This is a genomic window from Martinezella sp. CNPSo 3890 (assembly GCF_057784455.1).
The window spans coordinates 66629-81014 of sequence record NZ_JBXSOR010000022.1; the positions used below are offsets into that span (position 1 = coordinate 66629).

Here is a 14386-nt window from a genome sequence, read left to right on the forward strand (position 1 = left end):
CGATATCATCAATAGAGAAAGCCGATAATGTCGCGAATCTGCTTCATGGTCACGTCGGCGCGGGCGCGGGCGCGGGCACTGCCATCGCGCAGAACGGCGTCGATATGGCCAGGGTCGGCCATCAAGCGGCGCATTTCCATCGTGATCGGCGAAAGCACATGCACGGCGAGATCGACGAGTGCCGGCTTGAAGACCGAGAATTGCTGACCGCCGAATTCCGAGAGAACGTCAGCCTTCGACTTGTCGGCAAGCGCCGCATAGATGCCGACCAGATTGTCGGCTTCAGGCCGGCCGGCAAGACCGGCGATTTCGCTCGGCAAGCCATCCGGATCGGTCTTGGCCTTGCGGATCTTCTTCGAGATGTTTTCCTCGTCGTCGAGCAGGTTGATGCGCGAGAGGTCCGATGCGTCGGATTTCGACATCTTCTTCGTGCCGTCACGCAGCGACATGACGCGCGGTGCCGGGCCATCGATCAGCGGCTCGACCATCGGGAAATAAGCATGCACTGGCTCGTCGCCGACGGTGATGTCGATGCCGTAGCCCGTGCGGCGAATATGCTCCATGTAGTCCAGATTGAACTTCATGGCGATGTCGCGGGTCAGCTCCAGATGCTGCTTCTGGTCGTCGCCGACCGGAACATGGGTGGCACGATAGAGCAGAATGTCCGCCGCCATCAGGCTCGGATAGGCGTAAAGGCCGAGCGAAGCCTGCTCGCGGTCCTTGCCGGCCTTGTCCTTGAACTGCGTCATGCGGTTCATCCAGCCGATACGGGCGACGCAGTTGAAGATCCAGGCAAGCTCAGCATGGCCGGGCACGGCCGATTGATTGAAGACGATGTGCTTTTCCGGATCGATGCCGGCGGCAAGGAAGGCCGCGGTGATCGAACGCGTCTGGTTCGGCATGTCCTCATGGACCAGCTGCGCCGTCAGCGCATGCATGTCGACGACGCAGTAGATGCAGTCGTTATTGGCCTGCAGGGCCACGAACTTGCGGATTGCGCCGAGATAGTTGCCGAGGTGGAGGTTGCCGGTGGGCTGAACGCCGGAGAATACGAGCGGCTTGAATTCGGTCATGTCGTCCTCAAAAGGCTTGTGGAGGGCCTGGGCGAGTGGCTCTCGACCCCTGGTTTCGAGCGGCTTATGCACGGCGGATAGGTTGGGATCAAGAGGTTATATGGGCAGTCTCAGGAAGAATGCTGGATCAGGTCCCAGGTGTTGCCGTAGGGATCGGCAAAGACCGCGACCGTGCCATAGACTTCATGGCGCGGTTCCTCCAGAAAATGCACGCCCTTTGCCTTCATAGCTGCATGATCGCAGGCGAAATCATCGGTCTTGAGGAAGAAGCCGACGCGGCCACCGGTCTGGTTGCCGATCGCCGCGCGCTGGCTGTCGCTGGCGGCCTGGGCGAGCAGGAGTGCCGCTCCATCCCCGCCTTTCGGCTTGATGACAACCCAGCGCTTTCCCTCCGGCTGCAATTCGTCGGCCAAGCACTCGAAGCCGAGGGCATCGCAATAGAAGGCTTTGGCGCGGTCGTAATCATCGATGACGAGGGTGATGAGGAAGAGGGATTGGGGCATTGGAGAACTCCGAGAGCAAAAAGATTTTGAGCATGCGGAGAGTGCGTTACCCCCTCTGATTTGCCCCTACTCCCCATTCACCGTCTCGGCATCCGGGGCCGCCGATGCTGCCCGCTTGCGCTTCAAATTGCGGCGTACCATGCCCAAATCCACGCCACCGATCAGGAAGGCGACAATGAAATACACCGCCATCGCAATCAATATGAGCAAGCCCAGGATGCCGGTTTTGATGAGCAGCGACGAGCTCCCCCCCAGAAGCGGCTCCCAGCGATCAGACAAATATACGATAACGCCGCCCATAACGGCGGAGGATACGAGCAGCATCACAGTGCGGCGCGCCAGCGACCATTCCCAGGCGAGATGTCCGCGGCGATAGAGCGTGACGAAGAGCTGCACGGCGTTCAACCATCCGGCAACCGCCTCAGCGAGCGCAATGCCGCGTTCGGCCAGCACCGGGAAAAGCAAGATGGACAGCGCCGAATTGACGGCGACGGCGACCGCCGTGTAGCGCATCGGCGATTTCGTATCTTCGCGGGCATAAAAGCCGGGCTGCAGTGCTTTAATCAGCACGAAAGCCGGCAGGCCAAGGCCGAAGATTGCGAGGATGGAGCCGACCAGCTTTGTATTTTCCGAGTTAAAGGCGCCGCGCTCATAAAGCACGCGGATGATATCGTCGGAGAGCAGCCAGAGGGCAATAGCGGCCGGCAGGGTCAGGAACAGCACAAATTCGATCGAGCGGTTCTGGATATTGGCAGCTTCCTTGATATGGCCTGACTTCAGCGAGCGGGCTAGTTCCGGCAGAAGCACGATTCCGACCGCGACGCCGACGACGCCGAGCGGCAACTGGTAGATGCGGTCTGCATATTGCAGGGCGGCGATCGCGCCTTCCTTGCCCGAGGCAATTGCCTGGCCGATCACCAGATTGATCTGAGTGACGCCGCCGGTGATGGCCGCCGGGATCGCAAGAAGCAGGAGCCGTTTGACATTGGGCGTGAAGCGCGGAAAGCGCAGTCCGATACTGATGCCGGCATGACGCACGCCGATATAGACGACCGCCAGCTGCAGCACGCCTGCCACCAGTACCGACCAGGACAAATACCAGGCCGTGCTCAGCGGATCGGCGCCGTAGTAGATCGCATAGAACAGCGCACTGATCATCACCAGGTTTAGGAAGATCGGAGCCACGGCGGCAGCGAAGAAATGATGCAGCGAATTCAGCATGCCGCTCATCATCGCCGTCAGCGACATCGACATGAGATAAGGGAACATCACGGCGGCCAACCGGACCGTCAGATCGAATTTCTCGGCATCGTCGGCGAAACCAGGTGCGATGACCCAACGCACCAGGAGCGGCATGGCTAGTTCCATGACGATAGTGATCAGCAGCAGGACCGAGAAGAGAACACCGAATACTTCCTCGGAAAACCGCTTGGCGCCGTCGATGCCATTCGCCTCGATTTCCTTGGCAAAGAGCGGCACGAAGGCGGCGTTGAAGGCGCCTTCGGCAAACAGACGGCGGAAGAGGTTCGGGAAGCGGAACGCGGCGTAGAAGACGTCGGCCATCGGCCCGGTGCCGAGGGCGGCGGCCATCAGCGTTTCGCGGGCGAAGCCGAAGATGCGGCTGCCGAGCGTCGCGCCGCCGACCGTGATGAATTTCTTGACTAGGCTCATGCGGCAGAACCGGCTTTCTTCTCAGTGTCTGACTTTTCGACTGCGACGCCGCGGGTGGCGGCGGGCGCGATGATGCCTGACGGCATGCGCTCACGCATTTCATCTTCCTCGCCGGCCATGACGGCTTTCAGGCGTGCGGTGATATAGGCTCGCCTGTTCTCGTTGGAAATCTTCTGACCCACCAGGTCAGCGACATAGAAGGTATCGATGACCTTTTCGCCGAAGGTGGTGATGCGGGCAGACTGAATATCGAGCGACAGGTCCGAAAGAACGGCCGTGATTTCCGACAGCAGGCCGGGGCGGTCGAGGCATTCGACCTCGATGACCGTGAACTTGTTGGAGAGGCTGTTGGTGATGATGACCGACGGCGGGATGACGAAGGCCTTGTTCTTGCGGCGGTTCTTCGTCCGCGTCGCGATGACCTCCGGCAACCGCTTGCGGCCGGCTAGAACATCCTCGATCATCTTGCCGATGGTGCCGGCGCGGCGCAATTCGTCGGCATCATCAGGAAATTCGCGGCTGACATGGATGGTGTCGAGCGCGCGGCCATCCGATGTCGTGAAGATCTGCGCATCGGCGATATTAGCGCCCGCAGCAGCGCACGCGCCGGCAATCACGGTCAAAAGACGCGGATGGTCAGGCGAGAGCACGGTGATCTCGGTGATGGCGTGGAAGCTGTCGGTGCGCACCATGGTGGCGAGGACCTTGCCCGCCTTGTCGGATTCACGCATGAACTGCGTATGGCGGACCTGATCTTCCAGCGGCACGGACAGCAGATAGGGCTGATAGTGCAGCTTGACGTAGGCCTTGCGCTCCTTCTGGCTCCAATCCGCGAGTGCGTGTTCCAGCGCTTCGGCAGCGGCTTCGGCGCGTTCCTTGCGCGAGACTTCGGAGAAACCTCCTGACAGCAGCAGCTCGGTTTCATAATAGAGCGTGCGCAACAGCTGGCCTTTCCAGCCGTTCCAGACGCCGGGGCCAACGGCGCGGATATCACAGACGGTCAGGATCAGCAGCATCTTCAACCGGTCAAGCGACTGCACCCGGTCGGCGAAATCGATAATGGTCTTGCGGTCGGTCAGGTCGCGCGTCTGAGCGACCATCGACATGGTCAGATGTTCCGCGATCAGCCAGACCACCAGCTCCGTCTGCTTGGGCGAAAGGCCAAAGCGTGGGCAGAGCTTGCGTGCAACTGCGGCGCCGGCTTCCGAATGGTCCTCCTCGCGGCCCTTGGCAATATCGTGCAACAGGACGGCGACATAGAGCGCGTCGCGATCCTCGATGCCGGGCATCAGCTTGTTGGTCAGCGGATGAATATCCTCGGCCTTGCCCTTGTCGATCTCCGATAGCACCTCGACGGCGCGGATCAGATGCTCGTCCACCGTATAGTGATGATACATGTTGAACTGCATCATCGAGACGATCTTGCCGAATTCCGGAATGAAGCGGCCGAGCACGCCGGCTTCGTTCATGCGGCGCAGGATCAGCGCAGGATCGCGCTTCGAGGTGAGGATGGAGAGGAAGAGCCGGTTCGCCTCTTCGTTCTCGCGCAGATCGTTGTCGATGAGGTTCAGCGAGCGGGTGACGCGCTTCAACGCATCCGGATGGAATTCCAGCCCATTGATATCGGCAACGAAGAACAGCCGGATAAGGCTGACCGGATCGCGCTTGAAGACATCGGGATTGGCAAGCGCGATGCGGCCGCGGTCTTCGACGAATTCGACGGTGCCGGGGATCTTGCGCGAGCGGTTGGCAAAGCGGCTGATGACGCCGGTGAGGCCCGGAGTGGCCTTGGCCTGCTGGTCCTCCAGTGCGGCGCAGAGGATGCGGGTGAGATCGCCGACATCCTTGGCGACAAGGAAATAGTGCTTCATGAAGCGCTCGACGGCCGAAAGGCCCGGGCGGGCGTTATAGTCGAGGGCTGCGGCGATATCGCGCTGGATATCAAAGGAAAGCCGCTCTTCCGCCTTGCCGGTCAGGAAATGCATATGGCAGCGCACGGCCCAGAGGAAATCCTCGGCCTTCTCAAAGAGACGATATTCCTGTTTCGAGAGCACGCCGAGCTTCACCAGCTCGGCTGGATCGCGGACGTGATAGTAATATTTCGAGATCCAGAACAGCGTGTGCAGGTCGCGCAGGCCACCCTTGCCTTCCTTGACGTTGGGCTCGACCAGATAACGGGTGTCGCCCGCCTTGCGGTGGCGCTCGTCACGCTCGGCGAGCTTGGCGGCGATGAATTCCGGGCCGGTATTGGTGACGATCTCCTTGTCGAAGCGGGCTTGCAGCTCGCGCTCCAGCGCGATGTTGCCGCAGATATAGCGGGTCTCGAGAATGGCGGTGCGCACCGTCATGTCGGACTTGGCCTCGCGGATGCATTCCTCGACCGTGCGCGTGGCGTGGCCGACTTTGAAGCCCATGTCCCACAGCATATAGAGAATGAATTCGACCGCCTTGTGCGTCTCGCTCGCCGGCTTTGGCTGGAAGAGGAAGAGAAGGTCGATATCGGAGCCCGGCGCCAAGGTATCGCGGCCATAACCGCCGACGGCGGTGATGGAGAAAGCGCCTACCTGTTTCGCATAGACGTGACGGACGGTGAAATCGTAGAGGACGGTGATGATCTGGTCCTGCAGCCAGGAAATCCGGTGCGCGCAATTGAGCCCGCTGCCGTCGGCGATCAGCAATCGCCGCGCTTCTTCCCGTCCATCCTGGCTTGCCTTTTTCAACAGCGCCAGCAGCGCGGAGCGCTCCTCATTCTTATCCAGGCCGCGTTTGGCGAGGGTCTCGCACTCCGCCTTCAGCGCGGATACATCGAGAATGGTCGAAAAATCGATATGATGCGTTTCCATGCTCTGCCGATCGGCTTTCTCTTCGCTGACCGCGGTCCGTTGCCGGCGCGCCCGTCTTTTCGTCTGCATGCGCTATAGCCTCTTTGCCCAGCGATTGACACAGGCATTCTACGCCCGCATCTCCAAAGCCAGCTGGAGCCGATCATCTCGAATCGATGATCCGTCAAGATTTCTATCGGGCCAAGGTTGACGAAGCGTGACGGCCATCGACGCAGAAATCGGCAGTTTTAGGGCCTTGCCGGCTCAAGCGCCCGTCTGAGCTCGTTCAAACTATATAGTATGTTTCGCGATTGAGCGCCGATCTGCGTCACCATTTCGCGCTCGCATTCCCAATAACCGGCCTTGGCGATCTTCGAACAGATATCGGAAATGCGGCTGCAGGACAGCGTGATATCGAGCAGGCCCCGATCGGATTCACAATCCGGCGGCTCCCCCTCGCCGCAGATCTTGCCGCGCGCGGCGATCGGAGAGAAGCGCTCACCCAGAGTGCGGACTTCGGCGAGAAGAACTTCGAGATACATCATATTGCCTTTGGAATATCGCCTGCGGTCAACTGGTCTTGGTAAGCGTTTTCTTCAGTTCATAGAGCACATCCAGGGCGGCGCGCGGCGTGAGATCGTCAAGATCGAGCGTTTTCAGCCGTTCCTCGACCTTGGACGGCTCGCGCCGGCCAGCGGCGTCCTCCCGGCGGACGGCCACCTGGAAGAGAGGCAGATCATCGATGAGCTGGCTTGCCGGATTCTTGCGGTCGGCATCTTCGAGCCGCGTCAGGACATCGCGGGCGCGCGCCACAACGGAAGCCGGCAGACCGGCGAGTCGCGCCACCTGGATACCGTAGGAGCGATCGGCAGCCCCCGGCCCAACCTCGTGCAGGAAGATGACATCGCCATCCCATTCCTTGACGCGCATGGTGGCATTGGAAAGTCGGCCGAGCTTCTCCGAGAGCACGGTCAGCTCGTGGAAATGCGTGGCGAACAGACCGCGGCATCGGTTGGCTTCATGCAGATGCTCGACGGCTGCCCATGCGATGGAAAGACCGTCGAAGGTCGCGGTGCCGCGACCGATCTCGTCGAGGATGACGAGGGAGCGTTCCGTTGCCTGGTTGAGGATCGCCGCCGTCTCGACCATTTCGACCATGAAGGTCGAGCGTCCCCGTGCCAGATCATCGGAAGCGCCGACGCGCGAGAAGAGGCGGTCGACGATGCCGATATGAGCCGAAGCGGCGGGCACGAAGGAACCCATCTGCGCGAGAATAGCGATCAAAGCATTCTGGCGCAGGAAGGTGGATTTACCGCCCATGTTCGGGCCGGTCAGGAGCCAGATGGCGCCATCCTTGCCGTCGGATTTCGGCGAGAGATCGCAATTGTTGGCGACGAACGGCCCGCCGGCCTGGCGACGCAGCGCCTGTTCGACGACCGGATGACGGCCGCCTTCGATCGCGAACATGCGGCTGCCGTCGACGACGGGCCGGCAATAGGCCTGCTCCTCGGCAAGCAGTGCAAGCCCCGCCGCGACATCGATCACCGACAACGCGCGGGCGCCGGTCTTGATGGCCTCGGCGGCAGCCACCACGGCTGCGACCATGCGGTCGAAGGCCTCGAGCTCGATCGCCAGCGCCTTGTCGGCGGCATTGGCAATGCGGCTTTCAAGATCGGCAAGTTCTGTGGTGGTGAAGCGCATGGCATTCGCCATGGTCTGGCGATGGATGAAGCGCGCCTTGGCTTCGCTGGTGTCCGTCATCGGACCGGCATTGCCGGCGGTGACCTCGATAAAGTAGCCGAGCACATTATTGTGCTTGATCTTCAGCGACTTGATGCCGGTTTCCTCGGCATATTGCAGCTGCAGGCCGGCGATGACGCGGCGTGACTGGTCGCGCAGTGCGCGCACTTCGTCCAGCTCGGCATTCGCACCTTCCCGCAGGAAACCTCCGTCGCGCTTCAGCAGGGGCAGCTCGTCGGCAAGCATGGCAGCCAGCATCGCTTCAAGATCGGCTGGCAAAGCTTTCAGCCCGGCCAATGCAGCGGCAAGCTCCTCCGGCAGCAAGGCGCCATCGAGAAGCCGGGCAAGATCGGCCGCCGCCGCCAGCCCCTGACGGATCGCCCAGAGATCGCGCGGGCCGCCACGATCGAGCGCAAGGCGCGACAGGGCGCGCGGCATGTCGGGCACATGCTTCAATGCCGAACGCAGATCGCTGCAGAGCGATGGCTCCTCGGTCAGAAAGCCGATCGAATCCAACCGTTCGTTGATACGGGCAGGGTCGGTCAGTGGCGACATCAGCCGCTCGGCAAGAAGGCGGGCACCGCCGCCGGTCACGGTACGATCGATCGCCTTCAGCAGCGAGCCGTTGCGGTCGCCGGAGAGCGTGCGCACCAGTTCGAGATTGGCGCGCGTGGCGGGATCGATGAAAAGTGTCGAGGCGCCGCTTTCGCGCTCCGGCAGCCCCAGCGGGGGCCGCTCGGCGAGCTGGGTCTTTTCGACATAGGCGATGGCAGCGGCAGCCGCAGCCAATTCGGCGCGGCTGAACGTGCCAAAACCATCGAGTGTCGACACGCCGAAGTAACGCGTGATCCGTCCCTCGGCGCTGGCGCTGTCGAAGAGCACCGCCGGCTGCGGAACAGCGGTCCGGCCGAGGATATCGAAAACGGGCTTCAGCTCCGGATCATGAAACATCGTATCCGGCAGGATCAGTTCTCTCGGATCGATGCGCAGGATATCGGCGAGCAGCCGCGACGTCTCCGTTTCTGCAAGACGGAAGACGCCTGTCGAAATATCGATCCAGGCAAGCGCCAGCTGCGGCTCGGCGCCACCGCGAATACGGGTGAGCGCCATCAGATAATTGGATTCCGAGGGCGAAAGCAGCTTTTCTTCGGTGATCGTACCCGGCGTCACCAGGCGCACGACATCGCGCCGCACCACCGATTTGCCGCCGCGCTTTTTCGCTTCGGCAGGATCCTCCACCTGCTCGCATACAGCAACGCGAAAGCCGAGACCGATCAGTTTCTGCAGATAATCATCGGCAGCGTGAACCGGAACGCCGCACATCGGGATGTCCTGCCCCATGTGCTGGCCGCGCTTCGTCAGCGTGATGCCGAGCGCACGCGACGCATCGATGGCGTCTTCGAAGAACAGTTCGTAGAAGTCGCCCATGCGATAGAACAGCAGCGAACCGGGATTGTTCGCCTTGATCTCGATATATTGCTCCATCATCGGAGTGGCCGAGGCACGGCTTTCCTCCGAGGCAAGCTCGGCGGCCGAGAAAGCATCGATGCTGGCGTTAATACGTTCGTTCACGGAGGTGCAGTTTTTCCAAAAAAATGAGGTGCCACCCTATCCGCGCGCCGCTATAGAAGACAACAGCTATCGGACAAGAGGGACCGGTCGCCCACAGGAGGTTTGGAGGAACAATGGCTGACAGCAAGAGCAAGTCGCGTCCGGGAACGGGGATCACCGATCAGGAAGCACTGGACTTCCACAAGAACGGGCGCCCCGGCAAGCTTGAGATCAATCCGACCAAGCCGATGGCGACACAACGCGATCTTTCCCTTGCTTATTCGCCCGGTGTCGCCGTTCCCGTAAAGGCGATCGCTGCAGATCCGGCCACCGCCTACGACTATACTTCGCGCGGCAACATGGTCGCCGTCATTTCGAACGGCACAGCTATTCTCGGCCTCGGCAATCTCGGCGCACTCGCCTCCAAGCCGGTCATGGAAGGCAAATCGGTGCTGTTCAAGCGCTTCGCCGACGTCGATTCAATCGATCTCGAGATCGACACCGAGAATGTCGACGAATTCATCAATTGCGTACGCTATCTCGGCCCATCCTTCGGTGGCATTAATCTCGAGGACATCAAGGCGCCGGACTGCTTCATCATCGAGCAGCGGCTGCGCGAGCTCATGGATATCCCCGTGTTCCACGACGACCAGCACGGCACCGCCATCATCGCCGCTGCCGGCCTCATCAACGCGCTGGAGCTGACCGGCCGCGACCTGAAGACCACCAAGCTCGTCTGCAACGGCGCCGGCGCTGCCGCCATCGCCTGCATCGAGCTGATCAAGTCGATGGGCTTCGCCCCGGACAACATCGTCCTTTGCGACACCAAGGGCGTGATCTACCAGGGTCGCAGCGAAGGCATGAACCAGTGGAAGTCGGCACACGCCGTCAAGACCGACAAGCGCACGCTAGCGGAAGCAATGAAGGGCGCCGACGTCGTGTTCGGCCTCTCGCAGAAGGGCGCCTTTTCCGAGGATATGATCCGTTCTATGGCCGACCGGCCGATCATTTTCGCCATGGCCAATCCGGATCCGGAAATCACGCCGGAAGAAGTCGCCCGCATCCGCGACGACGCCATCATGGCGACGGGGCGTTCGGACTATCCGAACCAGGTCAACAATGTCCTCGGCTTCCCCTATATCTTCCGTGGCGCCCTCGACGTGCGCGCCACCACCATCAACGACGAGATGAAGATCGCCGCCGTCAACGCGCTGGCGAGCCTTGCGCGCGAAGACGTGCCTGACGATGTCGTGGCAGCCTATCAGGGCGCGCGGCCGCGCTTCGGCGCACAATATATCATTCCCGTGCCCTTCGACCCGAGGCTCATCTCGGCAATCCCGGTGGCTGTCGCAAAAGCCGCGATCGAGAGCGGCGTCGCACGCCGCGAAATTGCCGACATGGCCGCCTATGCGCGCGAACTCTCTGCCCGGCGCGATCCGATCGCCTCAACACTGGCGCAGCTCTACGAGCGTGTCCGCCGGCACCAGAAGCGCATCGTCTTTGCCGAGGCGGAAGAAGAGCAGGTCATGCGCGCCGCCCTCTCCTACGCCAATCAGGGGCTTGGCACGGCAATCCTGCTCGGCCGCGAGGACCTGATCCAGGCAACCGCCGAGCGCGCCGGCATCGATCTCAACCGCCCAGGCCTCGAGATCGTCAATGCCCGCATCTCGAAGCGCGGTGATGCCTATATCGATTATCTCTATGCCCGGCTGCAGCGCCAGGGCTACCTGCATCGTGACGTGACGCGCCTGATCCACAACGACCGCAATCATTTTGCCGCGTGCATGGTCGCACTGGGCGATGCCGACGGCATGGTGACGGGCGTGACGCGCAACTATTCGACTGCGCTCGGCGATGTACGCCGCTGCATCGACGCCAAGCCGGGACACCGGGTCATCGGCATATCGATCGTGCTTGCCCGCGGCCGAACCGTCTTCGTTGCCGATACCGCCGTGCATGACATGCCGACCTCCGAAGAACTGGCCGATATCGCCGAGGAAGCTGCCGGTTTCGCACGGCGCATGGGCTATGAGCCGCGCGTCGCCATGCTCGCTTATTCCACCTTCGGCCATCCCCCAGGCGAACGCTCCGAGCGGGTGCGTGAAGCGGTTAATATTCTCGACAAGCGATACGTCAATTTTGAATTCGACGGCGAAATGGCGGCGGATGTGGCGCTGGACCGCAAGCTCATGGAAAACCTCTATCCCTTCTCGCGACTTTCCGGACCGGCAAACGTGCTTGTCATGCCCGCCTTCCACTCTGCGGCGATCTCCACCAAGATGCTGCAGGAGCTCGGCGGCTCGACGGTCATCGGGCCGCTGCTCGTAGGTCTCGACAAGCCGGTGCAGATCACATCGATGGGCGCCAAGGATTCCGATATCGTCAACATGGCCGCCATCGCGGCTTATGGCGCGGGCTCGTAACCACTACCCCATAAGACTGAGCCGGCGACCCAACAAAGGTGATGGGCTGCCGTATCAATTCGGTGTAAAATAGGGGGATGAGTGAAGCTCAGGTCCTGTTCGGAGTGCTGCGCCATTCAGCGCAGCCTGACATTGTCGATGCTATCGAGCGGCTCGTTCTTGAGGCACCCGACCGCAAGCTCAACCGTGTGAATGCGCTCGCCTTTGCGGCAGGCCACGGCTTCGATGAAGAACAGGCCGTCAATGCCTTTCTGCACGCCTCGCGCCTCGGCCTGTTCGAGATGTCGTGGAATGTTCTTTGCCCCGGCTGCGGCGGAGTGTTGGATGCTAATACTTCACTCAAAACCGTGCAGAGCGATACCTATAACTGCACGCTTTGCGCAGCCGGATACGAGCCGACGCTCGACGAGATGGTCGAAGTCACCTTCACCGTCAGTCCACGCGTGCGCCACATAGAAGCGCACAATCCGCACGACCTGCCGCCGCTCGAATATTTCCGCCAGATTTATTGGGGCTCAGGCATCGACCTTCCCGACGAGGGTTACGAAGAAAAAGTCGATCAGTTCGTTTTGGAATCCCTGGAACTGCCGCCGGGCGAGAAAGCGGTCATATCGCTTCAATTGCCGGCGGAATTCACCATCATCTTCGAGCCGGTCACGCATGCGGCGCAATTCCTCGACGTGAAGGGAGAACCATCGAAGGAGCGGCAGGCTCTCTCGCTCGTTTTCGATCGCATGCATCGCCATAGCGAGGCCATAGAATTGCGGCCCGGCCCGCTACGCGTCCAGATGGAGAACCACACGGACCTTCGCGTGCTGCCATCGATCTGCGTGGCCAACGATGCCCTTCACACGCTGCTTGGACAACGCCGGCCATTTCTGACCGCCAAGCGCCTGCTTTCCAACCAGACCTTCCGTGACATCTATCGGACGGACACGATTGACATCGATCAGCGGCTGAAGATCACCAGCCTCACTTTTCTGTTCACCGACCTCCGCGGTTCGACGGAATTATACGAAAGGGTTGGCGATCTTGCGGCCTTCGATCTGGTCAAGACGCATTTCGGTATCCTGCATGAGATCGTGGCGGCGGAGGCGGGCGCGGTCGTCAAGACGATCGGCGATGCGGTCATGGCGACCTTCCCGACGCCGGACCGGGCGCTCACTGCGGCGATGCGGATGCGCGAGGCCATGCTCAGCCTCAATGAAGAGCGCGGCAATGACGATCTTCTCCTGAAAATCGGCATCCATGAGGGGCCGTGCATCGCCGTGAGCCTGAACGAACGACAGGATTATTTCGGGCAGACGGTCAATATCGCATCCCGCGTCCAGCATCTCGCCACGTCACGCGAGATCTTCGCCACCAGCTCGGTGCTCGATCATCCTCGCGCTGCCGAACTGATGACGAGGCGCGGCCTCACGCCGCAATCACATCATGTCGCGCTGCGCGGCATCACGGATGCGATCGATATTTTCGCGATCCCTTGATAGTCCTCAGCTGGCGAAGCGACCGGCATCCGCGCCGTAATAGTTCACATAGCGGTTGGAGATGCTGGCGATCGGCAGGACGATCAGAACGTCCGTCGTGTTGAAAGCCTGATCGACCACGGCGGTCGAGCCGACCATGGCGCCGAGACGCAGATAGCCCTTGATCAAGGGCGGCAGCGACATCAGCGCCTTCTTTGGATTGACGGCCTCGACCGGCATCAGATCCATGTTGCGTGCCAGCGATGGCAGCGCGCCGACGGCCCATTCGTCCTTGGCGAGAACATTGTGATAGAGGAAGGAAAGCGCCAGCGCATGCTGCTCCGGCAGAATGCCCGGGAAGGATGCGCAACCGAACATGGCGCCCATGCCATGCTTCAGCGCATAGGCCCAATTGCCCTGCCAGAGCAGTTCCACCGTACGCTTGTTGCGGTAATCCGGCAGCACGCAGGAACGGCCGAGCTCCATGAAGCGCTTATCGGGATGACGGGCGAGCAGCGCATCGATGTCGAATTCCGATGAGGAATAGAAGCCGCCATTGGCCATGGCCACTTCCTGGCGCAGCAGGCGATAGGTGCCGACGATCTGGTCTTCCGGATCGCCCTCAAGCGAGCGGTCCAGCACCAGAAGATGGTCGCAAATGTCGTCCCAGCTGTCGACATCACGCTGACGACGCATGGCCTCAGCCGGCAGTTGCGCGTTCATCTCCTCGACGAAAACGCGGTAGCGGACGGCCTGAGCGGCATCGATTTCGCGCGCCGTGCGGGCAAGGCGCGTTTCGAGATTTCCGATGCGTCCAAGCACATCGCTGGCAACTGGCTCAACCGTTGCCTTTGAAGACTGAACCATTTCGCCCTGAGCTTCGCGATTCAAAATTTCGATGGACATGGCGATTCTCCCCCTGCGGGCCGATATAGCGCCATAAACCAAATTCGTGCGACAGGAAAGTGACACGCAGCTTGGCTAAAAGCAAGAACCGTGCCCGTTGCAATTTTTCGAATGGAGGCGCCATCCCCAACTTAGCGAGGACGATTGCCATAAGTTGAGCCATGTCAACCGCCGCTATCAAGCATTGATGAGCCGGCTTTGCAATTTTCATCCGCAGATAGCCGATGATTT

10 protein-coding genes are annotated in these 14386 nt (G+C 61.0%); 2 read left to right on the plus strand and 8 right to left on the minus strand.

Translation table 11 applies throughout. The annotated features are described in order from the left end of the window. Window positions 1-8: 8 nt before the first annotated feature. From trpS to mutS, 6 genes are all read right to left on the minus strand, one after another. On the minus strand, window positions 9-1073 hold the full coding sequence (gene trpS, locus AC13RC_RS31010) for a tryptophan--tRNA ligase (RefSeq protein ID WP_112722011.1): 1065 nt from the start codon (window positions 1071-1073) through the stop codon (window positions 9-11). A 110-nt stretch (window positions 1074-1183) separates the two neighbouring features. Then, entirely contained in the window at window positions 1184-1576 is a 393-nt protein-coding gene (locus AC13RC_RS31015; RefSeq protein WP_488559512.1) for a VOC family protein, read from the minus strand. 66 nt (window positions 1577-1642) lie between these two features. After that, a complete protein-coding gene (murJ, locus tag AC13RC_RS31020; protein WP_488559513.1) occupies window positions 1643-3247 on the minus strand; it encodes a murein biosynthesis integral membrane protein MurJ in 1605 nt (534 codons plus the stop codon). After that, on the minus strand, window positions 3244-6159 hold the full coding sequence (locus AC13RC_RS31025) for a [protein-PII] uridylyltransferase (RefSeq protein WP_113390007.1): 2916 nt from the start codon (window positions 6157-6159) through the stop codon (window positions 3244-3246). Before AC13RC_RS31025 ends, murJ begins: the two co-directional genes overlap by 4 nt. Window positions 6160-6317: 158 nt before the next feature. Beyond that, a complete protein-coding gene (locus tag AC13RC_RS31030) occupies window positions 6318-6614 on the minus strand; it encodes a hypothetical protein (protein WP_488559514.1) in 297 nt (98 codons plus the stop codon). 25 nt (window positions 6615-6639) lie between these two features. Then, window positions 6640-9297: a DNA mismatch repair protein MutS gene (gene mutS / locus AC13RC_RS31035; RefSeq protein WP_488559519.1), complete on the minus strand. Its 2658-nt coding sequence runs from the start codon at window positions 9295-9297 to the stop codon at window positions 6640-6642. A gap of 197 nt (window positions 9298-9494) precedes the next feature. On the opposite strand from mutS, the gene AC13RC_RS31040 reads away from it, so the two are divergent. Together AC13RC_RS31040 and AC13RC_RS31045 are read left to right on the plus strand one after the other, a co-directional pair. Continuing rightward, entirely contained in the window at window positions 9495-11783 is a 2289-nt protein-coding gene (locus tag AC13RC_RS31040) for an NADP-dependent malic enzyme (protein WP_183810368.1), read from the plus strand. Between the two features lie 77 nt (window positions 11784-11860). Beyond that, the gene (locus AC13RC_RS31045) at window positions 11861-13270 is read left to right on the plus strand and encodes an adenylate/guanylate cyclase domain-containing protein (RefSeq protein ID WP_113329986.1); all 1410 of its coding nucleotides are present in this window, start codon (window positions 11861-11863) and stop codon (window positions 13268-13270) included. Between the two features lie 6 nt (window positions 13271-13276). Here AC13RC_RS31045 and olsB read toward each other — a convergent pair whose 3' ends face one another. Next, a complete protein-coding gene (gene olsB / locus AC13RC_RS31050) occupies window positions 13277-14155 on the minus strand; it encodes a l-ornithine N(alpha)-acyltransferase (protein ID WP_113390004.1) in 879 nt (292 codons plus the stop codon). After that, a partial coding sequence (locus tag AC13RC_RS31055) for a hypothetical protein (protein ID WP_488559515.1) occupies window positions 14088-14386 on the minus strand: 299 nt, incomplete at its 5' end. The genes olsB and AC13RC_RS31055, both read right to left, overlap by 68 nt.

Coding starts and splice junctions, on each gene's coding strand:
- trpS (WP_112722011.1), bottom strand. CDS start 1,073: ATGACCGAATTCAAGCCGCTCGTATTCTCCGGCGTTCAGCCCACCGGC.
- AC13RC_RS31015 (WP_488559512.1), bottom strand. CDS start 1,576: ATGCCCCAATCCCTCTTCCTCATCACCCTCGTCATCGATGATTACGAC.
- murJ (WP_488559513.1), bottom strand. CDS start 3,247: ATGAGCCTAGTCAAGAAATTCATCACGGTCGGCGGCGCGACGCTCGGC.
- AC13RC_RS31025 (WP_113390007.1), bottom strand. CDS start 6,159: ATGCAGACGAAAAGACGGGCGCGCCGGCAACGGACCGCGGTCAGCGAA.
- AC13RC_RS31030 (WP_488559514.1), bottom strand. CDS start 6,614: ATGATGTATCTCGAAGTTCTTCTCGCCGAAGTCCGCACTCTGGGTGAG.
- mutS (WP_488559519.1), bottom strand. CDS start 9,297: ATGATGGAGCAATATATCGAGATCAAGGCGAACAATCCCGGTTCGCTG.
- AC13RC_RS31040 (WP_183810368.1), top strand. CDS start 9,495: ATGGCTGACAGCAAGAGCAAGTCGCGTCCGGGAACGGGGATCACCGAT.
- AC13RC_RS31045 (WP_113329986.1), top strand. CDS start 11,861: ATGAGTGAAGCTCAGGTCCTGTTCGGAGTGCTGCGCCATTCAGCGCAG.
- olsB (WP_113390004.1), bottom strand. CDS start 14,155: ATGTCCATCGAAATTTTGAATCGCGAAGCTCAGGGCGAAATGGTTCAG.